Source organism: Kosmotoga olearia TBF 19.5.1, from assembly GCF_000023325.1.
GTDB lineage: Bacteria > Thermotogota > Thermotogae > Petrotogales > Kosmotogaceae > Kosmotoga > Kosmotoga olearia.
This window is the reverse complement of the sequence record NC_012785.1, coordinates 1,429,197-1,452,866: the sequence shown is the minus strand read 5'-3', so window position 1 is coordinate 1,452,866 and position 23,670 is coordinate 1,429,197. Positions and strand designations below refer to the sequence as shown.

17 protein-coding genes are annotated in these 23,670 nt (G+C 41.3%); 9 read left to right on the top strand and 8 right to left on the bottom strand.

The window, feature by feature from the left end:
- The first annotated feature begins 11 nt into the window (after positions 1-11).
- Positions 12-374 (top strand): OadG family protein, encoded by a 363-nt coding sequence (locus tag KOLE_RS06840; protein ID WP_015868710.1) that lies wholly within the window; start codon positions 12-14, stop codon positions 372-374.
- Entirely contained in the window at positions 368-778 is a 411-nt protein-coding gene (locus tag KOLE_RS06835; RefSeq protein WP_015868709.1) for a biotin/lipoyl-containing protein, read from the top strand. Before KOLE_RS06840 ends, KOLE_RS06835 begins: the two co-directional genes overlap by 7 nt.
- A 75-nt stretch (positions 779-853) precedes the next feature.
- Here KOLE_RS06835 and KOLE_RS06830 read toward each other — a convergent pair whose 3' ends face one another.
- The 7 genes from KOLE_RS06830 to KOLE_RS11755 form a co-directional block, all read right to left on the bottom strand.
- Positions 854-1,576, bottom strand: a complete 723-nt coding sequence (locus KOLE_RS06830) for an NTP transferase domain-containing protein (RefSeq protein WP_015868708.1) — start codon at positions 1,574-1,576, stop codon at positions 854-856.
- A gap of 4 nt (positions 1,577-1,580) precedes the next feature.
- Positions 1,581-2,981 (bottom strand): phosphohexomutase domain-containing protein, encoded by a 1,401-nt coding sequence (locus KOLE_RS06825; RefSeq protein WP_015868707.1) that lies wholly within the window; start codon positions 2,979-2,981, stop codon positions 1,581-1,583.
- 849 nt (positions 2,982-3,830) lie between these two features.
- Entirely contained in the window at positions 3,831-5,573 is a 1,743-nt protein-coding gene (locus KOLE_RS11200) for a sensor histidine kinase (RefSeq protein ID WP_015868705.1), read from the bottom strand.
- A 4-nt stretch (positions 5,574-5,577) separates the two neighbouring features.
- The gene (gene wecB, locus KOLE_RS06815; protein WP_015868704.1) at positions 5,578-6,690 is read right to left on the bottom strand and encodes a non-hydrolyzing UDP-N-acetylglucosamine 2-epimerase; all 1,113 of its coding nucleotides are present in this window, start codon (positions 6,688-6,690) and stop codon (positions 5,578-5,580) included.
- A gap of 19 nt (positions 6,691-6,709) precedes the next feature.
- Positions 6,710-9,364, bottom strand: coding sequence for a M1 family aminopeptidase (locus KOLE_RS06810; RefSeq protein ID WP_015868703.1), 2,655 nt, complete (start codon positions 9,362-9,364; stop codon positions 6,710-6,712).
- Between the two features lie 143 nt (positions 9,365-9,507).
- Positions 9,508-10,836, bottom strand: a complete 1,329-nt coding sequence (locus KOLE_RS06805) for an alkaline phosphatase (protein ID WP_015868702.1) — start codon at positions 10,834-10,836, stop codon at positions 9,508-9,510.
- 204 nt (positions 10,837-11,040) lie between these two features.
- Positions 11,041-11,292, bottom strand: coding sequence for a hypothetical protein (locus KOLE_RS11755; RefSeq protein ID WP_237697564.1), 252 nt, complete (start codon positions 11,290-11,292; stop codon positions 11,041-11,043).
- On the opposite strand from KOLE_RS11755, the gene KOLE_RS06800 reads away from it, so the two are divergent.
- Entirely contained in the window at positions 11,195-11,968 is a 774-nt protein-coding gene (locus KOLE_RS06800; protein ID WP_337442338.1) for a DMT family transporter, read from the top strand. The genes KOLE_RS11755 and KOLE_RS06800 overlap by 98 nt on opposite strands.
- A gap of 481 nt (positions 11,969-12,449) precedes the next feature.
- Here KOLE_RS06800 and KOLE_RS06795 read toward each other — a convergent pair whose 3' ends face one another.
- Positions 12,450-13,742: an IS110 family RNA-guided transposase gene (locus KOLE_RS06795; protein ID WP_015868700.1), complete on the bottom strand. Its 1,293-nt coding sequence runs from the start codon at positions 13,740-13,742 to the stop codon at positions 12,450-12,452.
- A 433-nt stretch (positions 13,743-14,175) separates the two neighbouring features.
- Between KOLE_RS06795 and KOLE_RS06790 the strand changes: the two genes are divergently transcribed.
- From KOLE_RS06790 to KOLE_RS06765, 6 genes are all read left to right on the top strand, one after another.
- Positions 14,176-14,448 carry an HU family DNA-binding protein gene (locus KOLE_RS06790; protein ID WP_015868699.1) on the top strand — a complete coding sequence of 91 codons (273 nt, stop codon included), beginning with the start codon at positions 14,176-14,178 and terminating at the stop codon, positions 14,446-14,448.
- 136 nt (positions 14,449-14,584) lie between these two features.
- Complete coding sequence (locus KOLE_RS06785; RefSeq protein ID WP_237697518.1) at positions 14,585-14,986, top strand: DUF881 domain-containing protein; 402 nt, start codon at positions 14,585-14,587, stop codon at positions 14,984-14,986.
- Between the two features lies 1 nt (position 14,987).
- On the top strand, positions 14,988-16,475 hold the full coding sequence (locus KOLE_RS06780) for a peptidoglycan DD-metalloendopeptidase family protein (protein ID WP_015868697.1): 1,488 nt from the start codon (positions 14,988-14,990) through the stop codon (positions 16,473-16,475).
- Positions 16,472-17,563 (top strand): YncE family protein, encoded by a 1,092-nt coding sequence (locus KOLE_RS06775; protein ID WP_015868696.1) that lies wholly within the window; start codon positions 16,472-16,474, stop codon positions 17,561-17,563. Before KOLE_RS06780 ends, KOLE_RS06775 begins: the two co-directional genes overlap by 4 nt.
- A 118-nt stretch (positions 17,564-17,681) precedes the next feature.
- Positions 17,682-19,709, top strand: a complete 2,028-nt coding sequence (locus tag KOLE_RS06770) for a hypothetical protein (protein WP_015868695.1) — start codon at positions 17,682-17,684, stop codon at positions 19,707-19,709.
- A gap of 65 nt (positions 19,710-19,774) precedes the next feature.
- Positions 19,775-23,110 (top strand): hypothetical protein, encoded by a 3,336-nt coding sequence (locus tag KOLE_RS06765; RefSeq protein WP_015868694.1) that lies wholly within the window; start codon positions 19,775-19,777, stop codon positions 23,108-23,110.
- Positions 23,111-23,670: the final 560 nt, after the last annotated feature.

The following is a 23,670-nucleotide window of genomic DNA, read 5'->3' as shown; positions in this document are numbered from 1 at the left end:
AGTGACATTTTGTGGATTTGACAGTAGGTCAGGTTACCCTGATAGGCCTCTCGGTAGTTTTCCTAACCTTTGTAATACTGTACGTCTTTTTTGTTAGCATGGGCAAGATTCTTTCCCCGGCAAAAAAATCCAGGCCTATGCTCAGGGAAAGCTACAAGGTTAGTCCAGAAGAAATGAAGTATGAAAGAGAAAGAATCATGAAATCAGAACAGCCAGAAGAGCTTGTTGCTGCCATCACAGCTGCAATCACTACTATCATCGAAAGCGACAGATTCATTATTAGATCCATTAAACCATCAAGGAAACTCCGGTCCAGCTGGAAAAGCAGAAAACCAATGACACAATGGAAACCAAGGAGGAGCAAGAAATGCTGAGAAAATTCAGGGTAAAAGTTAACGGGAAAGAATACATCGTTGAAGTCGAAGAACTGTCTTCAGAAGCCACAAAGGTTCAAACTTCTGCGCCGTCACCAGCACCATCTAAGGTTGTATCTCAGCCTCTCAGAAAAGAAGAAACTAAGCCCAAACCTCAAAAAGAAACCAAACCACAACCGGCTCAATCCGAAGGCCATAGCATAATCGCCCCAATGTCCGGAGTAATACTCGAAATACTCGTATCACCGGGAACCCATGTTAAAGCTGGAGACACTGTGGTCGTAATGGAAGCTATGAAAATGGAGAATAACATCCTGTCTGAATTCGATGGCGTCGTTAAAGAGGTAAAAGTAAACAAAGGTGACAACGTAGAAGCGGGACAGGTGATGGTAGTACTCGAATAATTTCCCTCAAAAATAAGAAAGGGAGTTATCTGTCATTCACGATAGCTCCCTTTTTTATTCAAGGATCAATGACTATCAGTCTGCTTTGCCCAACAGCCTTCTAGCAAATTCAAGATCTTCAGGGGTGTTTATTCCTCTTATCTGGGTATCGTCTTTAATCTTATAGGCACCCACTTTGTCACCATTTTTTATGGCTTCATTTATTACCTGATCTATATAAAATTCCTTCCTGCCATAAAGGTGCAAATTTTCTGAATACTTCTTCGCATACCTCAAACCGAAAACGTATGCGCCTATCGCATATTCTTTTGTTTTCAATTTTGACGAATCATAAGTCTCGTCTATTTTTATTAAGTTCCCTCTCTCGTCTCTCAACACACTCGCGTACGGGAACCAGGTATTCGTTTCAGCAGTGAGAAAGGTAATGTCATTTTTTTGAACCAGGTGAACATCGGCGATGTTCTTTATCGTTTCTTTATTTATTAAAGGCGTATCAGCATACAAAAGCATGACATTTCCAGAATCGCTCTTTATGCTGTTAAGCGCGCACTTAAAGGCATGGGCAGTTCCAAGCTGTTCCTTCTGAAGACAGTATTCATACCCATCTCCCAGGTGCTCTCTTAATTCATCTTTATTGTGGTTACCGGCAACTATATAAATCCTGTCCACGAACTCCTTTGCGTTACCAATAACATATTCAATCAAACTCTTATCGTTGATTTTCACAAGGGGTTTTGAAGTCGATGCCTTTAAGCGGGTCCCTTTCCCGGCGGCGAGAATTACGAGATACTCGATCATCAAATCACCTCATGACAGAAATAATACGTTCTATCACATTCGCTGCTTCATCTTCCGAATTCATTTCACAGGTTATTCTAAGCACAGGTTCAGTTCCTGAAAATCTTATTGAGAGCCATGTATCGTCATCATAGTATATCTTCAACCCATCCATATAGGAGATCCTCTTTACTTTCTTTCCTATTTCAGGTACATATTTATCTTCGAAAAACCGCTTTTTCAGTAGTTCCTTGTTAGTTATCTTTATATTTTCCATCTTAAAGTATTTCTTTCCGAACTCATCCTCGATCTCTTTCAATAGCGCTCCTATTGTTTTCCCGGTTTTGCACACCATTTCTACCATCAAAAGAGCTGCAAGTATTCCATCTTTTCCGTTCACATGACCTCTTATCTTTAAGCCACCACTGCTCTCCCCACCAAGCAAGAGATCGTATTCTTCCATCTTCTCGGATATATACTTGAACCCAACGGGTACTTCAAAGGCTCTCTCACCGAATTTTTCTGCAATCTTGTCGAGAGTGTGTGTCGTGGTGAGATTTCTAACAACTCCTCCCTTCATTCCTTTGTACTTCAACAGATAATAGTACAGCAATACCAGTATCTTGTTCGCGTCTATATAATTACCGTTCTCATCGTAAATTCCTATCCTGTCAGAATCACCGTCTGTCGCTATACCCATATCATACTTTTTTTCCTTCATTTTGTATTCCATATCCAGAAGGCTTTTTCTTTCAGGAGATGGTAATTTGAGACCAAACATGGTGTCTCTATAAGCGTTCATCAGATCAACATAACATCTTAACGAAGCTAAGCACATAAGCATTATATCTTTGGAAACACCGTACATCGGGTTAAAAAGTATTTTGAAAGACCTGTTTTTTATACATCCCGTATCGATAAAAGCTAACAAAGAATCTATATACTCATTTTTATTTTCATAGTAAACGATTTTTTCTTCATTTATATATTCGAAGAAGTTTCTACGCGCCAATTTACCATCTATGCTATTGGCGATTCTTTCAAGTTCATCAGTAACAGTCACTGGGGCATCCTTCCCCTTTTCCACGATGATTTTGATTCCATTGTATTCGTGCGGATTGTGCGAAGCGGTGATCATCACACCAAAATCCAGAGATAATTTTTCAACTCCATACATTATCATCGGAGTTGGAGAGGCATCCTCAACAAAATATACTTTTATACCTTCTTCTGCAAGAATTTCTGAAAAAGCTCGGGAAAACCTCCCGGATAAAAATCTCAAATCGTGCCCAACAATCACAGGTTTTAGACTCTTAAAATTCTTTTTGTAATAGATGCTCAGGGCTTTCGCCACTTTTCTGACATTATCGAAGGTAAAATCTTCGGCTATAATCCCTCTCCAACCGCCTGTACCAAACTTTATCATAAGATTTCCCCTGCTTTCTTGTCTTTTTCAACAATTAGTTCTACTCTGCCTTTATAGTGGACTTTTCAAGTCCTTTTTCGTACTCTTCTCCGGCTTATTTGGCATACGTTCCATCTTTGAAGCTTTCTTGGATCTCAAACACCTATTCTCGTTTTGGTTGTACGTTGTACGTCTCTTTTTCTAAACCCTAGACCAGATCTTTATCTAAAATCCAGTCTCCAACATCCAATCTCGCATTTAATTTCTAATCCCGGATCTCGAATCCCGGTTCTCGGTTCTCGGCTTTTTATCAGCGTCTGCAAGCGTCAACGTCGTGAGCCTCCTGAGCGCAGCTCAGCACTTCCGCCGCGTAGCGGCCCTCTCGGATTCTCGTGTTTTTTATCGCAAGCGTCATGTTTTTTCTCGGACTCTCGAATTCTCGGATTCTCGGATCTCGGATTCTCGGCTTTTATCAGCGTCCGCAAGCCTCAACCTCGTGAGCGTCAACGTCGTGAGCCTCCTGGACGTAGTCCAGCACTTCCGCCTCGCGAGTATCTATTGTTTTTCGATATTATTCTAAGACCAATTCAATGCTTCGAACCATTCAGTATTCTCAACCTGTCAGGATTCAGGAAATTCAGGCAACATCCTGACCCGAACAATCTCACCCTCAGATTCAAGCTTTCTTCGTATTCCACTATTTCTTGATATTTAGAACACAGATTATCTTCCGTAAGGTATTTACATTGACTGTTACTCCCATCCCACTCTCCACAATAACAGGGAGTGTTTTTACAGCAATATCCACACTTAACACATTCAGGACATGCCCTCTCATTCTGCAGTTCCTGAAAAAGCGCCTCAAATTCATCATCCATTTTTATCACCTTTTTGCTTCTCTTCGGAGTGGTTCAACTCTTTAAGAGTAAAATATACTGTGGTTCCTTTCCCATATTCAGATTGCAGCCAGATCCTCCCGCCGAGCAACTGCACTAACTCCTTGGTTAGAGGTAATCCGAGCCCGGTACCTTTTTTGAACTTTACACGGGACCTATCATCTTTAATTTGGACAAAGCGTTCGAATACCTTATCCTGATATTCTTTCTTTATACCTATTCCAGTATCCTCTACGGCAAAAAGGAACACATTACTTCCCTCTTCTTTGACCAGGACCCTGACGACTCCTTCATTAGTGAATTTTATAGCGTTACCTATAAGATTTGTGAGAATCCTCTGCAACTTTGTTTTGTCTGTTACAAAGTTTTCCCTGCAAATCATCAATTTAGATTCTAATTTGATACCCTTTTTCTCCACCAGACTATTAAATTGTTCGAGAATATTGTTTACGAGAAGCTTTATGTTCACACTTTCAGGTTCAACCTTTACAGCGCGGGAAGTGATTTTTGAGATATCCAGTATATCGTTTACCAGTTTGAGAAGGTAATTCGCCGAATCAGCGATCATAGAAACCATTCTTCTTTCCGCAGGTCCAACTATCTCATAGAGCATTTCTGAATAACCAAGAATAATCGTAAGCGGCGTTCGAAGTTCGTGAGATATATTGGAAAAGAAAGCCGCTTGTGATTTATTGAGTAATTCAGCTTCTTCCTTTTGCTTCTTCAAAAAATTCTCTCGTCTTAACTGTTCTGTTATATCCAGAAAAAATACATCTACAACCTTTGTTCCGAGATACTTTGTAGGATAAAACTTAACCAGGAATCTCTTCTCAAAAGAGCTCCCTTCCGGTTTTATGGAAAGATCTAATTCACCTTGTCTTCCAAAAAACAAGGAATCTTCAAAGGTTGTAAGAAACTTTTTCCTGTCATCCTCATCAAAGCCCCTTAGAAACCTGGAAAGTTCCTTCGTTGAACTCACAAAGTTATTCATAGAGGGGGTAGAGTAAAGAATTTCTCCGCGTTCGTTTATTCTCAATGCAAGGTGGTCTGAGATATTTTCAGCCATGTTGTTCAGCATCTGCTCGGTACTAACACGTTTATTTACTTCATCATCGATTCTGTATAGAAGATAGTAAATAAAGATCAAGAACGCCAATAGAATGTTTATTGGGTATCTTATCAGGGCAAATACTGTATTTCTTGAGAAAATGTACAGAGCAGTTTGAATCCCTGAAAAGAAAACAACCCAGCTTAAGATTCGACCAAATTTTGTTTGCATTTTTTTCGATTTTATTAGAACCAATCCAACCCAGGCCATAACAATTCCCAGCAATACAAACCCCAAAGCCTGATAATACCAATTGTAAACACCAAGAAATTTCAGAATAACCATTGCTGGAATCGGTAGATAGAAGAAAGTATTATATTTCTTCGTATCATCTGAGTAAAATTTTATAACCACGAGTAAAGCCCAAATTTGAAGGCTATACGAAATACTCTCCGACAGCGCTATTATTATATTGTAGCCTTTCAAATACTTATAGATGGCGATAATACGATTCGCAGCGTAAGAAATCCAGAAGAAATCCCAGGCTGGTATTATATCTTTAGAGCGTCTGTTGAACACGACAAAAAGGATACTGATAGGAATCATCAGCACTGCTTGTACAATAAGAATGATCAAAACAATTGTTTCCACCATTATTTCACCTGACACTATATCACGCTCCGAAAGCCTCGATAAGGTGTGTAACTATTCTCTCGGAAGCCTTCCCATCGCCAAAAGGATTCACAGATTTCGCCATTTTCTCGTATTCTTCAGTCGAATTCAGAAGCTTGAGCGTTTCTTCGACTATTTTCTCCGCTGATGTACCCACAAGTTTTGCTGTTCCGGCTTCTAAAGCTTCCGGTCTTTCCGTTTCGCTTCTCAAAACCAATGTGGGTTTTCCAAGAGCAGGAGCCTCTTCCTGTATCCCTCCAGAATCGGTAAGAATAAGCTTAGCTTTTTCCATCAAGGAAACAAAAGGCAAATAATCAAGTGGTTCTGTAAGTAAAACCCGGGGATACTCTCCCAATTCTTCATAAACTACTTCTCTAACAACCGGGTTCAAATGGACTGGAAAAACGAGCTTCAGGTCCTTCTTCTCAGAAAGAATCTTTTTGATGGCTTTCATAACCTCCCTCATAGGTTCTCCCCAATTTTCACGCCTGTGCATGGTCATGAGTATATAACTCTCATCTTCCAAACCAAGAGATTCACGAATTCTCCTGGCTTCAAGGCTCTTATTTTTTGTAGTCCATAAAAGGGCATCTATCACTGTGTTACCAGTGACCAGCATGTTTTTCTCCGAAATCCCGGCTGCTAGAAGATTCTTCCTCGCTTGTTCGGTGGGAGGATAATGATAGGTGGCTATAACGCTAACAAGTCTTCTGTTTACCTCTTCAGGGAAAGGATTGTAAATATCATTGGTTCTTAATCCGGCTTCCACATGCCCCACAGGGACTTTGTGATAAAAGGATACCAGAGCACCCACAAAGGTAGTGGTTGTGTCTCCCTGAACGAGCGTGGCAGCAAATTTCTCATTCTTATATATATCTTCCAGAGCTTTAGTAAGTCTCGATGTCAAATCTGAAAGGCTCTGCCTTTCTTTCATGATATTCAGATCGTAATCCGGTGTTATACCAAACAATTCGAGCACCTGATCGAGCATTTCTCTGTGCTGGGCCGTGGCGATAACTACAGGTTGCAATGGAGAACCATTCAAAGCAAGATAAACCGGTGCCATTTTTATCGCCTCAGGCCGCGTACCAAAAACCAGCGCTATTTTTTTCAACCGAGTTCCCCCCTAGAGCTCAATATTTCATCATTTTGTCATATTGTATCATTAATGGAGAAGCCAACCAGCCAATCACCTGACCATAGAAAATTGAGTTTCCAGGAGAAATCCCTATTTTAAAAGCTAAAGTAGAAATGTCCTCACTTGGTTCATAAAGTATCGAAAAAGTTATCGGTATCCTCACAGGTGTATCAGCTACAATGTACAAAAGCGGGACAAAACTCGCATGCAAACCAATAGTTCTATACTCTTCAAAGCGCCTGTAATCTGCTTCCAGCGAAATCCCCACACCACCAATGGAGAACAAGTTTAAAAAATTCATTCTCCTCGTACTGAAAAGATCCACCGACACCCCCAACGAAAGTTCTAAAAACTCATCCGTACCACCTACCAGGGAAAATAACGGATCCTCCTCGTTTGATGTTGCTTCCATCGTAACTAAATCATAAAAAGGATCTATGAAATCATTCTCGTTAAGTTCCTTAAGATAAATCACAGACAAGATCGGGGTGAAAGTCCAATCAACCTCAGGAACGTACCCACCATAAATCCCCAGTATATCGATGAAGTCGCCTGATAGAACAGCTGCAAAATACTCAGACGATACTTCAAAGCCATTTTTTATAACATTGTTGAAATCATACAACACATCTATATAATGACTGTCAGAATCAACATAGCCCCCTTGAACGACCAGATTATGCCGCGGGGACAAAAGGGGTGCAGAAGCACCTATATTGAGTTTTTCAGGAAGAGCCAATCTCAACTCGCCACCAAAGCCATTTAACTCGTCATAGGAGAGAGCTAATGCAACATAATTATTCGGTGAGAACTGCAGAAAAGCACCGTAACGATTATCTATAGAACCGTCGTACAGGTAAATTGAATCAGCAGTCAGTCCGACTTTCACATAAGGGAACATGGTAAAAATGAAGTTTGAACTCACCTCGAGCCCATCTGATTGAAACATTATACTCGAATCTGTTTTGAATTCATAAGCATCGAGGTTACTCGGTTCTTTTTCACCAGGCATCTTCAAAATAGGTGGCCAGTGATTGTTGTGTCTTTCAATATCGAAAGTGTGCATATGGGGATCGACGTGTACGGCTTTCAGATTTCCAACTTTTATAGTAGTTGATTCTGTGGTGATAAAACTTTCGCTTCCATTATTAGTTTCCACAAGGATTTCTACAGGAACTTTCCTATCCTGAAGATCTACCCGTATCCCGTCGCTGACAGGATAAACCTTCGGATCGAAATTTTCTGGATTTAAGAAGAGATCCTCAAGAATTTCCCGATCTACATAGTTAGAAAAATAACTAAGAAATTGTTCCGAATAAACCGTTTTTCCAGAGAATTTTTCGTAATAATCTTTGAGAATCTCAAGAAGCTTTTCTTTTCCCAGATAATCCTCAAGCATAAAAAAGGCTCTTTTAGCCTTCTGATAATAAACATAGCTCTGGTAATTCAGCGGAATCTCGTCAACCGCTGCAGCTATTTTTGCCTTAACCCCTGCTCTTTTCATATCCAGGAACGAAAGTTGGTCAGCTTCCGAAAAAGTATCGGGAACTCCAAGTTCAGAAAGTAAAATCAACATAAAATCTGGAGCATCCCAATTCAAATAATCGTCCCTCTCACACAAATCAAACATTGTTCTATGGGCAACGTAATCCGTCATACCTTCGCTCAAAAAGTTGCTCTTCAAAAAATCCACGCCAGCACCTATTCCAAACCAGAGATGGGTCAACTCGTGTGCAACAACATAAAAAGCTACTGGATCCAGCAAACCATCGGCCCATAAATTAGCTGTAGTGAAAAAACCATCCCCCAGTACAACGAGCCCATCGGCGGTGATTCCATAGAGCCCAGGGTATGGATCCTGAAGAATACGAATCGTCGAGTACTTCAAATCCCCGAGAAGAGGTATGTGATGTTGCAAAACCCTTATGGCATTCAACGCGATTGTTGATGCCGTTCCCAACTGCCCTTTCCGATAATAAACCTCCACAGTAAAACCATTTCCATCAACAGTCATGGAAGTGTAATCTTCCGAATTAACGAATGCAATAGGACAGGAGAAATAATCCCCATTTGACTTCCAACGACCCTCTTCTATGTATTCTCCACCGGTAACAGCCGTCCACCCTTTTGGGAGGGATAGCTTCAAATCCCATGAGTGGGGCAGCAATGCAAATCCTGTCACATCTTCAACAAGCAGCGGATACCAGCCAAACCGCCATAAAAAGAAACCATCAAGCATTGCTTCTTCCGGCTGAAAACTCTCAGTAAAGACCGTTTTAAACGAAATAATTATCCTTTTTTCCTTTGTAAAAACCTTTAGCAACGAATTCCGCCTCAATTCCTCCGCTCCCACAAGAGTGGCCGGATAGGTTTCCAGTTTGTAATTCAGAGGTTCTCCAGCCGGGTTATAAACTCCAAGGATCTCCATCTTATTTTTTCCCTGCTCGAACAAACTGTGTATAAAAGGATTGTCTTCTGAAGAAAGATTTGGAAGCAGCAAAAACCTTGTTTCTATTCCATCAGTATCTACCGTTACTGTCCCCGAAATACTAAGTGCCTCGGGCTCAAAAACAGCATCGATATCATAGAAAACACCGAACAACTGCGAAAACACAAACAGACAAAAAAATAGAGAAAGCGTTTTTTTCATTTTAAATCCCCCTTGGAAACCACCAAAATTTTCTGCATTTTGTTAGAAAAGCTGAGAATGATTCCTAAAAACAATTATATATTACATACAAAACAAAGCGCCCCTTCTCGGGGCGCTAAATCCCTAAAATCTTTCAATTATTTTCAATGTCCACCAACCAACGGGACATCTTCAATACCATACTCAACATCACTGACCTTACCGATTCCAAGGAGATAAGCAATCAAATTTGGAATCTCGGTGTTGTCATGAACGCCACTAAAGAGTTCAGCACCTGGACCGAAGGCAAATATCGGGACAGCTCCTCCTGTGTGGTCATGTGTTGTCCAGCCTATCTGGGCTTTGTTGCTGAGGATTCTCCCGATAGCATTTCCTGCACCGTTGAAAGATTTGGCTTTTTCTTCATGGTAATATGCAAGGTCTTCATCGGTGAGCTCAACATTGAAGTATGTCTTGACAGCTTCCTTGAGTTCCTCATCGGAATCACCGAAATTAGAAACTATCCAATCAGCGGTTTTTGTGTAATCCTTCCTTATCTTTTCGAGATTCATTGTGTATCCGCCTGTGGAGAGTCCGAGACCGCCTGTTTCATGGTCTGCAGTAATAACGATGAGTGTATTCGGGTGTTCCTTTGCAAAATCAAGAGCGACTTTCACAGCATTGTCGAATTCGACGATTTCTTTCCATAGACCGTAAACATCGTTTCCGTGGGCTTCCCAGTCAATCTGAGAACCTTCGACCATCAGGAAGAATGGAGAATCGTCTTTTGAAAGTATCTCGAGAGCTTTCTCAACCATTTCCGGAAGCATTGGTTCTTCTCCAGTTCTTTCGGAAGCGGCTTTGAGATGACTGTAGCTGAAGAGTCCGAGGACTCTGTCACCATCGTAATTCAACAACTCTGTTTTTGTCGTGATGTAGTCGAAACCATTGGCTTTAGCTATTGCTATAAGATCTTTCCCGTCTTTCCTTTTGCCACCCGTTGGGACAAAATGTCTCCAACCGCCACCAAAAGCAACGGTCAAAGAACTGTCTACGAGCTGCTCAGCTAGCGTATTTTCATCTCTTCTTGAACTTACGTGACCGTAGAAAGCAGCTGGAGTTGCGTGAGTTATACGGCAGGTGGCAACAATTCCTGTCTTGATACCATACTGAGCCGCGATCTCAGCGATGTTGGTGATTACTGTTCCGTCTGGAAGCATGCCGATCATTCCGTTGTTGGTTTTGTAGCCAGATGCTAGCGCTGTTCCAGCAGACGCTGAATCTGGAACATTGCTGTTTGCTGAAAAAGTCAGGACAAACCCTGTGTAGGGAGCCTGAAGCATGTAAAGTTCCCTACCCTCAAGATAACTTGTCAAAAGGACATGGTTAATTCCCATACCGTCACCAATCATGTAGATAACGTTCTTAACACCAGAAGCAACGAGCAATGAAACTATAAGCAAAAGAACAAAGACAAGCAAAAACCTTCGCATAAACAAACCCCCTTTTAATGAATGTGGCATTAAAAGTATACCACTATCGCATAGTTTTATTACAGAATATCTCATAACAACTACCGGTATTTATGGGCTATTAGTAATACAGATTACCAATTTTCTGCAGAATATCAGCTGGCAATTCTTCTTGATATCACTAAATTCGTACACTTCTATTTTTATACAAAAATTAGCTAATTTTTATTTCCTTTTGAGAAAAAATAGTTCACCAGGTAAAAAAACACTCCAATAAAATTCAGGTATAATTTGACTTAAAGAGCAGACTACAAAAGACAGGATGGTGTCTATTTTGTCAACCCTATATCTTGCTATAACACTCCTTTTCTTCTCCAGCATGGAAATCGTCTCAAAACCGCTTATGGGACAAATCGATCCGTTCTTTATGACAGCTTTTCGTTTCTTCATTGGAGGATTATTTTTAATGCCCCTCATTGAAAAAAAACTCCCGCCAAGAGAAATCATTTTACTCACAATGATAGGTTCATTGAACACAATTGTATCTATGACCTTTCTTCAGTTATCTGTTAAATTTGGAAACGCCTCTACCGCGGCTACATTAATAGCCACTAACCCTTTGTTTGTAACCATTTTTGCTCCCTTTTTTGGCTCTGAAAAACCTTCAAAAAGGAAATTCATCGGGACATTTCTTGGATTTGTAGGAATACTGATTTTTATCAGCGGCATGCTTGAAGGAGACACAATTACTGGTTTTCTCTTCGGAATAGGTTCCGCCATATCTTTCGCACTTTACACCCTATTGCTTAAACCTCATGTGTTAAAACACGGGGCGCTGACAGCAACCGCCTATTCTTCCTTTTTTTCCGGTGTTGTGTATTCAGCGACCCTTATGTTATTCGGCCAGTTCAAAATTACATCCCTAAATCTTTCGAGCTGGCTGATTCTTCTGTATCTTGGAATCGGTGTTACCGGCATCGCATACTTTACATTTTTTGCCGCCGCCAAGCGTATTGGAGCCTCAACAGCAAGCAGAGTGTTTTACCTCAAACCGGTGGTTGCAACTCTTCTCGCTTTCATATTCCTGTCTGAAGAAATCGGCGCTTTCAAACTCATCGGTATAGTGGTGATAATTCTTTCATTGATGATTTAAAAACCGAGAATCCGAGATCCGGTGTTCGAGATCCGAGAACCGGTAACCAATGCACAACTGAGGCTTGCAACGCTGTCAGCTGATGGAGCGACGCGAACCGCTGCGCGGCGATAAAACCCGTTGTTGGTTGTACGTTGTGCGTTGTACGTAAAAATCAAAAAGCGAAAGGGCTGCTTTGCAGCGGATACGAATCCCTTCGGGATTGTTACGACCGGCTTCACCGGTGATACGAACTCCTTCGGAGTTGTTTCGAACTGCTTCGCAGTTGACATTGCTTAAAATAAGAGCCCACAGACAAAAGACCGTTATTCCTGACGCGATCAATAACCGAGACCCTAGAATTCGAGAATCCCTGCTTTCGTAGTGTAGCCACGCGAAGCGTGCTTACCCGCTGCAAAGGCAGCTCTCTCGGTTCTCAGATCTCGGATTCTCGTGTTTTTTTGTCGCAAGCGTCATGTTTTTTCTCACCTACTATGTCAAGTCAAGGAGACAGACTACCTGAAACTGCTCCCAAATGGCAGTTGGTTTGAGCAACAGAGACAGGCAGGGATAACTTTTCTTTCTTCATTTTTTTAGTCCCCGGTATGCTATTTCTTGTTGTATAATTTAACCGAGGACTCCTATTCCCACGCGAGGAAAGGAAGAGTTCCTCATCGTAGGCTTTTAGGTTTCTTAGCATGGCGAAGGCTATCTTGACGAGGATGTTTGCCAATGCTCTGAGGGCAAGAGATGGTTTCTTGCCCTCTTTATTTATCTTCTTGTCATAGTAGCCTTTCATCCATGCTCCGCATTTCTTCGCGTTTATCGCCATCATATGGAGAATGCCTCTGAGTTTCTTGTCACAGTTTTTCCTCATCCTGCACACGCTAAAATTACCACTCTGGGATACTATTGGCATAGTTCCACAATACTTCTGGAAATCCCTGTAATTTTTGAATTCGTGTGTAAGAAATGCTGTTACTAATGCTACTCCTGTAGCTACTCCAACACCCGGGAGCGTCAGTATTATGTTGTATTTCGATTTACGTAGTTCTTTCTCCATCTCTTTTGTTATTTTCTTTTTCTCTCTTTTTGCTTCCAGAAGTTGTGTGGCAACATTCGCGATCATGTCCCTGGTGTATTTTGACATGCCCCAATCAACGGCTTTTTCCCTGAGTTCTTTGACCTTTCTTTTCAATGAGGATGTGTAGCGTAGATGATTCGCTTGGAAATGTCTATTTATCTCCTTGTCAGATATCTTCCTGAGCATGGTTATATCCGGGCATATGGTGAGCAGGAATATCTTCCCGTCACAATCTGTCCAAGAACTACCCATCACCCTAGCATATTCAGGAAAATAATTATGAAGTTCGTTTTGAAGTTTGTTCTTAAGTCTTGCAACCATGTCGGTATAGTACCTGTAATGCCTCAACAATTCCCTGAAAAGCATACCCAGTTCGTCATGTGTCGCCTTAATACAATATTCCGGGTGTTCTTTGTAGGTAAGGGCGATACACCTGGCATCTGTTGAATCTGTCTTCACGCCGTTCGAATGATAGCCTCTGGCTTCCTTTGACCTTTTCGGTGGCAGGAGATAAACCTCTTTCCCTCTGGACAACAAGAAATCTCCCAGACGATTGAAACTCTCCTCAATAACGAAAACAGCGTCTTTTGATACCGTTTTCAGAAGCTTCTCATACCCCGCTATACCATCTTTGATCTTAAAAACCTTATCCTGTTCGATAGAATAGCAGGTGTGAAAATTCCACGACCAGTCAATTCCCACAACATCCATACTGATTCCTCCAAAAAACATTGTGCAGTCAATGAGTACAGGTTAATCGATGTAGCGTTCCTGGGTTTCCCCGGATATCCTACTATTGATCCTCTAGTACTCCCAGGATGGAAGAGGGAGTGTGAGAAGCAGTCGCTCTCATGGCGAATGGACTCTCTGTTCCTCTCTTCCTCCTGACTGCCTCCTTTATTTTACTCCTACATCGGACTCTCGGATTCTCGGATCTCGGATTCTCGGCTTTTATCAGCGTCTGCAAGCCTCAACCTCGTGAGCGTCAACGTCGTGAGCCTCCTGAGCGCAGCTCAGCACTTCCACCGCGTAGCGGCCCTCTCGAATTCTCGGACTCTCGTATCAAAACCGTGTCTCTATTTAATTTTGAATTTTAATCTCTAAGTGATAGAATATGAGCGAATCCTGATTAAGGGGGGGTTATATGAACAAAAAGGAACTTGTTGCTGCCATTGCAGAGAGAACCCATATGACCAAGAAAGACGCCGGCAAAATCCTCGACGCAATCATAGACATAATTGAGGAAAAACTCGCAGGTGGAGAAGTTGTGAGACTCGTCGGGTTTGGTACGTTCTCTGTTGTCAAAAGAAAACCAAGGAAGGGAGTAAATCCAAGAACCAAGGAACCGATTAAAATTCCCGGAGGCAAAGTTCCAAAGTTCATTCCTGGAAAAGAACTGAAAGATAAGGTTAAATGAAACGCGGCGGCGTTTTGCCGCCGTTATTTTTCTATTTGGGTGCTGAATTGTGAAAAGTCCGAGGAATATTTTTCTTTATCTTCTTGTAATTTTAGAACTTCTGATATTAATCGGGATGGTGCTCCTGCATAATCAGATGACAGAAATTTATAATAAAATAAATACTCCTGGTATAAACAATCGTTTCGAGAAAACTAGTGGTAGGGGTGTACGAATAAGAATCGAATCAGGAATAAGAGGAAGCGAAATACTCCACGATAAAGATATACTTTCTGTTCTCAATGAACTTTACGCTCTAAACCTGACCGAGATTGCTATCAACGGGATGAGGATTACTCCTTTTAGCTATATTCGATGTGTGGGGCCCTCGTTGATTATCAACGGTAAACCGACCAGAATATCACCACTCGTGATTGAAGTAATCGGTGATTATGAGTATATCTCTTCAGGGCTTTCCTTACTCCAGGATTATTTCGAAAAGAGAGGAATTATCTTTGAAATCCTCTCCCTCGAAGAAGTTGAAATTCCGGGGGTGTGATATGAAGAAAATACGAAGAATGCTTATTTTTCCCTTTGCTCTATTGATAATCAGTTTCCTTCTTTCAGGTTGTTCCTTCTGGTGGGTCACCAGAAGTGATTTTGTAGATGAAATGACCTACATTGAAAAGAAACTGGACAATATCGAAAACGAGCAAAAACGCCTCGCAAACATTGAAAAAGAACTTCAGAACTTGAACGAACAGCTTCAGTACATGTCAGGTCTGGGAAGCATAGGCAGTACAACCGAGTTGCAAGAAATTCAAAAAGAACTCGCAGAACTACGTTTTCTGATAGAAAACACCGGAAGTGATTCTACGCAAACAACCATGGTTATTAAAGATATCTACAAAAAATTCGATTCGATTATAAATCGTTCCATTCAAGCTTTGTTTTATGAGAGAGAGATTAAGGAGATCAAAGATAGACTTTCCAACCTCGAAGAGACACAAAATACTGTTTACAAAGATATCATGGAAAGAATTCAGCAGCTTTCACAGCAAGAAAGTAATACAGCCACCTCTGTTGTCAGCTTAGAACTTTTCATGGCCGAAATGGCAGACATAAGAAGCAGAATCGGCCAGCAGCAATATATAGATAGTGAACCTTCAAAGGAGATTGTTTATATAGTAAAGCCCGGGGACACGCTCTGGGATATTGCGAGGACATATAATTTATCTGTTGAGGAACTCAAAGCCGCAAATCCGGAAATAAAAGAGAATAATATCATTCATGTAGGAGATGAAATAAAGATTCCGCTTTCTCTGGAAAATCTTCTTGAAGGTGAAAAACTCCTCTCACACTTTGGCCTCGAGGGAGATTTCACCATTCTTGTGGACGCAATTGAATCACCTTTCGGCAGTTATAAAAAGGGATACGCCAATCCAGGAATAGATCTGACCATTCCGGAAAACACCGTGGTTACTGCTATTCTGCCGGGGCGAGTCCTTATGGCTGGAAAAATTAACGAACTCTACGGTGAAACGGTGATTATAGAACATGGCAACGGATTAAAGTCGGTTTACGCACGCCTGAAAAAAAGAAATGTTTCAAAGGGAGATCATGTGAAGATAGGCCAGGAGATAGGAATTGTCTCCGAAGGCCCCGGAAACTTCCACTTTGAATTCTGGAGAGAAGACATCCCGATAAATCCCATTGAGTTAATATTCAAAAACCTTGGTGAATTCGATGCCACAATGTATTCCGAATGGGATGACGGCAGAAATCCAACGTCGCCGGCTTTCAAAATGACAGCTACCGGAAGCTTTGCAAAAGCTTATCGTACAGTTGCCGCTGATCCAAACATTCTTCCGCTCGGTTCCATAATATACATACCGTTCTTCGCCAACGCACCAAACAAAGGCTTTTTCATTGTTGAGGACACCGGAAGCTCGGTGATCGGAAGAAGGTTGGACATTTACACACCCGACCTAAAATTGGCAGGTACTTTCAAAGAAAAACTACTGGTATACCTGGTGAAAAAACCATGAGAAAATCGATCTTTGTTCTCTTTGCCTTTTTATTGATGCTCTCTCCCATTATTCTGGGATTAAAGGTTACTCAACGTTACCCGATCGGAACAGCTCCCATGAAATTATTGGAGGTAGAAAACAGAACGGGAAAATATTTTCTTGTTCTTGTAAAGGGAGACTCTGAAATTCTTGTCCTGAACGAAAAATTCGAACCAATACGCTACATAGACGACCTAAAAAGAGACAAAATCCAGGATATCATATATCACAACAAATCTCTGTATTGCTTTGGTTTTCATAGCGGCCGCATTATCATAATCGACATCTCTGGAAAACCCGGAGAATGGAAAATAAAGCAGCGCATATCTACAGGCGAACGGCTAATCACAGGTGTATTTTTAGAAAACACACTGGGTGTGCTTTCTTACGATAACAAATTTCTCATGGTTGACATAAAAAAAGGAAAAACCGTAAAAACGCTGAAATTACCCGTAACAGCTCTGTCTATGGTAGCTAAAGACAAATACTTCTTCGTATCACTCTTTTACAATTACAACCTCCTCACCAACGAATATGACACCGAACACGGTCTCTACGTCATCGACAAAAAAGGACAACTCGTAAAAACATTGAAGCTCGGAAAAAGGCCGTCTTATATGTTCATCGTAAATGATTACCTTGGTGTGGTGAATTATCTCAGCTCCACCGTAGACATCATATCAACAAAAACATTCAGAAAGATTAAAACCTTCAACGTTGGAAAATACCCTAATTTCCCGGTAATCTCAGGTGACATTGTATGGATATCCTCAACGGGCGAAGATCGAATTTACCAGCTTAATATTAAAAAACTCACGATGGAATCCTATCCGGTGGAAGGACGGGGACCAATAAAATGTGTCAGAATAAATGATAATCTTTTCGTATTAAACGCTATCAGCGGAGAATTAGAATTAAAAAACCTTAACGGTAGTACGATTCAGTCTTTAGACTTAAAAGGATACCCGATAGACTTAATTTTCAACGATTCACAGGTCGCGATTTTATTGTTTGAAGATTTCAAATTCAATTCAACCAACGGTTCCTTGGTGGTAATAAATTTTTGATTTTGTGTATTTCGTCATTGCATTTGAATAGTTTTTTGGTGTATAATTGGCCTGAAATGTGAATATCAGAAGTTTACTCACAAAATAATCCATAAATCCAAAAGAGGGGGGAAAATGTATGAAGAAACTTATGTTAGCTCTCTTACTTATGTTAGCTGTTATTGTTGCTGCAGTTAATGTTCCCATTCAGCCCGTGCTCTGGTATAACATTGAAGATCAATTAGCCAACGTAGAACCAGTTGGTAGGGCTGATCTGATAAGACTTCTCATTTACCACAACCTGGACCCTGTAATCAATTTTACAGAGTATGAAATCTGGACAAATAGTCAAGCGTTCAATACTATCAAATTCACTGATCCTGTTACCAAGGGCGAAATCGCTGCTATCCTTGTTAAATATCTTGGTCTTGAATTGGATGCTATCGACTACCCGATCAATGCTCCATATGACCCCAGCATTAAGACAAAATATGAAGCTGCTGGCTACAAAAATGGTACTTTCGATACAACCAGAATCTGGGGTTATCTGGAAGAGCTCAAGAAAGCAGGTATTTCAATAACAGATCTCGATAAAAATGTTAAAAGAGTAGAACTCATTAAATATCTCGTTGATGCTTTTGTTATCAAGCATCCAGAATACAAATACCTCAAGGATAAAATCAACAAACTCAAGACCCTTTACAGCAGAAGCCTCACAACAAGCGCCGAGGATGCTGCTTACATTTACGTATTTGAGAATTATTTCCTCGTTGAAGATAAAAACAACAAGGGTAAAGCTATTCCTTTACTTGCAGATAAAGAACTCTACAAATCCGCTGATTTCTTCGGCAGAACTTACGAAGACTATGTTGCAAGAGACGAAGCCTTCGCACTCTTTGCCAGAATCGCTCTTGCCGATGTGAAGAAAGCTGAGGACCTTGGCCTTCTCGTTCCTGTCAGGGAATTCCAGAACGTTGTCAATTACAAAGCAAAATACGATGGTCAGCTGGTATTCTGCGATCTTAAACTTCCAAAAGACGTCGTAGTTGAAGTAAAGGCCTATACAGCTGACGATCTCCTTAAAATGTGGGAAGAAAAACACAAGAACATCGAGAACTTCGAAACAATGAAAGAAGAGTTCGAGAAGAAACTCGCTGAACTCAAATCCTTCACTCTTGTTAAGACTGAAAGCGGAAAGGTTTACATCCTTCTCAATGAATCGATTTTCAGTTATGATTTCAAAAACGACCCCAAACCCGCTTTTGTAGCCGAAGGAAATGAATTTGCCGAACACTATCTCGCACTCCCGGATGAATCAAGAAGCGAAGAGATCACAAAGAGAGTTGTAGCTGATGTTGTTAACCGTGTCAAAGATGATTACACCGTTTACTCAGACAAACTTGACAAAGACATAGACATATCCAAGATTCCAGAGTTCACCATGAAGATTTACACCGTAAATGGCGATGTAATAGAAAACAAAGTCAATAAGGTATACCCGAAAGAACTCGTCAGATTTACTTACGTTGAAGAAATCAAGATGGTTACAAAGGTAGCTATGGACAAAGCCACTTTTGTAGGCGCTAAGAGTGTTTTCTATCCAGTCGCTGCGAGAATTCTTTACTCCCAGGAACCAATGACTCTTGGCAAACTCAGAGAATTTGTCGGAACCTTTGGCGAACAGCTCATGTCACCAGATGTCAAAATAGTTGAAGTAATAAACATGCTCAAAGGATTCCTCGAAGTATTCGACGAAGCGGGTGTTCCCGAAGATGCTGTCTTCGCAGCAAAAGCCGAATTCACGAACAATCCTGAAGTCCCCGTTCCAGTTATCTCCATTGAAAATGCTGAGATAAGCTACAAAATGCTTGGAAGACTCGTATCAGCTAAATTCTATGAAAAAGACAAAGTATTCTTCTTCGAATTCCTGACCGAGATCATTCCAGAAAAAGAAATGGTGAAGGGCAACATCTACGCCACAATAGTTGGTTCTGATACAGGTACCGTTATCAATAAAGGTTTGAAAGAGCTTATCCTTACCAGCGTTACAGTCAATGGAATTGAAATTCCTTATTCCAAGCTTTCAGGGAATTACATTGTTCTCCTCGAAAAACACGAAGATGACGAAAACATACCTGACCACTTTATAAGAATATACGCCGAATAATGTGATTCGTCTCCAAAGTGGCCCGCCCACAAAGGCGGGCTACTTTTCTTAAAGGAGGTGAAAAAATGAAACGAAGTTCTAAGATCATGCTATTTATCGGACTCATTGCGGTAGTTATAGTCCTTATTTACTTCTTAGCAATTAAACCCATCACTATAAACGTCAGCGTCATTTTTCCCAATGCCGCTAAGGGAAACCCAACTATTAAAGTTAGCTCTTCGATAGAAGAGATTCAACTCAGCAAGAACTCACCCAGCGCATCCATACGTGTAAAGGGAAAGGATACAATAAAATTTTCCACTCTTGAGGGAGTAGTTCTTCAAAGAAAAGACTTTGAGAAAGGGATGAAAGAATTAACATACACCTTCCCTGAACCAAAGATATCCGAATTTACATACAAATTATCTGAAGAAGCTCCTGAGGTAACCCTGCACTGGAGCCTTGATAAAGGACCGTACAACATCAGAGGGATTTCCCTTGAAAGAAATGGCATAACGATTTCCCGTGAAAATCGCCCATTTGTAGATAAGGTAGCCGATTTTCAAGGAAAGAACGTCTCATACCAGCTGATCGCAGAGTTTGAATACGGTCCAGTCAGCATAGACGTTTCCAAAGTTGTCACCATTGATGTACCAAAATACCCGGTTGAAGTAAGAATTATGCTGAAAATTCCACAGGGACTCTCCAGGGATATGGTAAAGGTTAGTCTGGATGATATGGAACTCTCTCCTGGAGAAGACAATACAGTTGTTTTCAAGAGCGTCTCTCAAGGAAAACATTCCATCACTTTGAGCTACGGGAAAGTCGAACTTTTGAAACAGGAAGCCGTATTTGATTGGAATAACGGACTCCCTTATCTCATGAACTATTCCTTGCCTGTAATTTCAATAACCAAACCTATCGTGGAAAAACTTAAAGGGGAAAAACTAAAAGTATCGTGGAGCAGCACCTTCGAAGATTTTGATGCTGCCAACATTTCTTACAAAGTTAAAATAGCTGATATCACCGAAGTAACAACCACCACGGAAATGGTCATTGAAATACCGGCAGAAGATTCTATTTTGAGTATCTCACCGTGCTACTTTGGAGTTGTCTTCGGAAAAACACAGGAAATCACGGTTCGTGGTAAGCCCAGGTTGGAAATTAAAACAATTTCAAAATACTCCACAGCCACCGAAGTAACTATCCCTTACATAGCTAAGAATGTTGAGACCCTGAGTATGAAACTGGACAACAGTGAAAAAACCCAACTAGAACCTACCAGTGGATTCGTAAAATTTGTTGGTCTCGATGAAGGCCTACATGAAGTTGAATTAAAAGCTGTTGGTATTTATGGAGAAAGCCTCATAGCCACAACCAGTTTTATCGTTGATACGATTCCACCTAATGAACCCGAAGTAGTGGATGTTAAGCTGGGAAAAGGTGTGATCACGCTTATTCTTGGTCCCCTTTCCTCAGACGTTTCCAAAATCACAGGTTATGTAAAAGTAACCGATGAACTCATTCATGAGGTTGAATTGGAGGTTTTTACTGAAACACCATCTGTTATTACGATACCTGTTCCCGAAAATATAGAAGGATTCGATGGAATTCTCGAAGTTTCCCTGCTAGCCGAGGACTTCGCTGGCAATGTTTCTCAGGTGAACGTACAGAAAGTGAGTATCGTCGATTTCGAAGAACTGTTTAAAAAGATTGAATTCTCCATAAATCAGAAAGACTACGAACCTGTTAACGTACAGATCAAAACTCACTTTGTTTCACCCAATGCCACCTTAACCGTTTACCTCGACAGTCCAAAAGGATCTTTCATCTTTGAATATCCTCTTGCAGAAGAACTGAGGGTTGAGGAAAAGGTCGAAGGTGTCTACTTTGGAAAAATGCAACTGAGTTACCAGTTGAACGTTGCTGGCGTCAAATCTCCAACCATTCTTGCAACCGAGACAGAAGTCACGCTGAAGGAATTAAAGAATTTCAGAGCTTTCCAAACAACCGAAGATGGCAACTTCCGTGTCGAATTTGTCCAGCTCCCTGATCCTGAGATCCGTTATGTTATAAAGAGAAAGATTACAAATACAAGATACTATCAAGATATAAGAACTGTGGAACCCATACCACTTAAAGAAGGGGAACCCTTACCAACATTGAAAGTTGATTTTGATTCCCCATTCGAATATACAGACGACTCCACTCTCTTGATAAACGTTGAGGTCATAGTTACCGGAAAAGACTTCGAAACTAAATTCACCAAAAAGGATATCCCTCTCTTTAAGGGTGCAACGATTGTTACAGGTAAATTCGACAAAGAATTCGTTTATGATTCCAATGCCATGCCAATTCTTTTCACAGGCTTCGTTCAGATCCTACCAACCGGTTCAATTAAAATCCGAGGAAACGGGGAAATCCTGATTCAAGACGGAGCTTCGATTGAAGTAAGGGGTTCTCTGGAAATTGCAGGAACAACAGACGGACTTAAATTCGAAAACCTTTCAACAGGCGAAGTGCTGCTTCTCCCCGGAAGTACGTTCAAAGCCAGTAACATATACTTCAATGGGGAAACCGTTAGGCTATACGGACTTGGCAGCAATGTAACCATTGAAAATGCCGCTTTTGAGCATGGCGTCGTACCAATTTCCATGGCGGCTGGAAGCGATTTAACGTTGAAGAACGTCAAATTCAAAGACCTGAGAACCGCCATATATCTTGAAAAACCTCGTAAAGTCGCACTACGCGATATAGAAATCATAAACGCCGAAAACGGTGTCATCATAAACCAACCCACCGAAAGTCTCGAAATCGTTAACTTTAAAGCCACAGACAGAATAAGGGGTACCGCCATAAAGCTTAAGAACGCATTAGACATACCATGTAGCTTAGAAAATATCGAAATCTCTACAGGTGACATCGCATTAGAATTGGAAAAAGTAAGCAGCGCGGTAATCAACAATGGAAAACTAAATGCCAGGAACTTTGCCATAGTCATCGGAAAATCTGTCTTCATCCTCTTAAAAAATATTGTTGTTTCCGGAGACGTAGAGAACGGAGAACCCTACATAGGGATTTTGATTTCTAACAGCGGTGCTCTTATCGCAGACTCTGAGATAAAAAATTGCAGGCAGGATGGAATATACATTCAAAACGTAGACCTACCCCAACCATTACAGGAACAATACGAGCAACTCGAGGACAAAGAAAAACCCGAATGGGCACCTGTTGAAATCGTCAACGTGAAATTCGACAACGAACTCCCGCCAGATGGCTATGATGTTTACATTGACGGCACTTACGACGTAGTAATACATGATATCCCACTTGAAAAACTCAAATACCTTGATGGAAGGATTCAACCATACTGGTTCGACGGACTAAGATACCAATATCGAGGTGTAATCAAAGTCAAATAACTATACTTTTCAACAACAGAAGAAAAGGTGAAAATGGGGACAGTCCACAATGGGACAGTCCCCATTTTCAACGTCGCTGACATAAAAAACAGGGCACAGCATGCTGTGCCCTGTTTTTTGATTATCATTCTGAACTCGATTCAGGATCTCGTCATTGCTCTCTAAAAGATACTTAGCCGCAACGAAGTTGCGCATAGCCGCTGCGAAGCAGCGCATAGCCCCGCAAGCGTCTTGGACTCTCGGTTTCTCGGCTTTCATCAGCGTCCGCAAGCCTCAACCTCGTGAGCGTCAACGTCGTGAGCCTCCTGAGCGCTGCTCAGTACTTCCGCCGCGTAGCGGCCCTCTCTGACTCTCGTGTTTTTTATCGCAAGCGTCATGTTTTTTCTCGGACTCTCGAATTCTCGGATTCTCGGATTCTCGGCTTTTATCAGCGTCCGCAAGCCTCAACCTCGCAAGCGTTGCTTCATCAGCTGACAGCCTCGCAAGCGCCCAATGTTTTTTCAACTGCGAAGCAGTTCGTGACAATCCCGAAGGGATTCGAATCCGCTGCCCCGCAGCGC

Coding starts and splice junctions, on each gene's coding strand:
- KOLE_RS06810 (WP_015868703.1), bottom strand. CDS start 9,364: ATGAAAAAAACGCTTTCTCTATTTTTTTGTCTGTTTGTGTTTTCGCAG.
- KOLE_RS06805 (WP_015868702.1), bottom strand. CDS start 10,836: ATGCGAAGGTTTTTGCTTGTCTTTGTTCTTTTGCTTATAGTTTCATTG.
- KOLE_RS06785 (WP_237697518.1), top strand. CDS start 14,585: ATGACAGAAATTTATAATAAAATAAATACTCCTGGTATAAACAATCGT.
- KOLE_RS06770 (WP_015868695.1), top strand. CDS start 17,682: ATGAAGAAACTTATGTTAGCTCTCTTACTTATGTTAGCTGTTATTGTT.
- KOLE_RS06825 (WP_015868707.1), bottom strand. CDS start 2,981: ATGATAAAGTTTGGTACAGGCGGTTGGAGAGGGATTATAGCCGAAGAT.
- KOLE_RS06765 (WP_015868694.1), top strand. CDS start 19,775: ATGAAACGAAGTTCTAAGATCATGCTATTTATCGGACTCATTGCGGTA.
- KOLE_RS06800 (WP_337442338.1), top strand. CDS start 11,195: ATGGAAATCGTCTCAAAACCGCTTATGGGACAAATCGATCCGTTCTTT.
- KOLE_RS06780 (WP_015868697.1), top strand. CDS start 14,988: ATGAAGAAAATACGAAGAATGCTTATTTTTCCCTTTGCTCTATTGATA.
- KOLE_RS11755 (WP_237697564.1), bottom strand. CDS start 11,292: ATGAGGGGCATTAAAAATAATCCTCCAATGAAGAAACGAAAAGCTGTC.
- KOLE_RS06790 (WP_015868699.1), top strand. CDS start 14,176: ATGAACAAAAAGGAACTTGTTGCTGCCATTGCAGAGAGAACCCATATG.
- KOLE_RS06775 (WP_015868696.1), top strand. CDS start 16,472: ATGAGAAAATCGATCTTTGTTCTCTTTGCCTTTTTATTGATGCTCTCT.
- KOLE_RS06830 (WP_015868708.1), bottom strand. CDS start 1,576: ATGATCGAGTATCTCGTAATTCTCGCCGCCGGGAAAGGGACCCGCTTA.
- KOLE_RS06835 (WP_015868709.1), top strand. CDS start 368: ATGCTGAGAAAATTCAGGGTAAAAGTTAACGGGAAAGAATACATCGTT.
- KOLE_RS06795 (WP_015868700.1), bottom strand. CDS start 13,742: ATGGATGTTGTGGGAATTGACTGGTCGTGGAATTTTCACACCTGCTAT.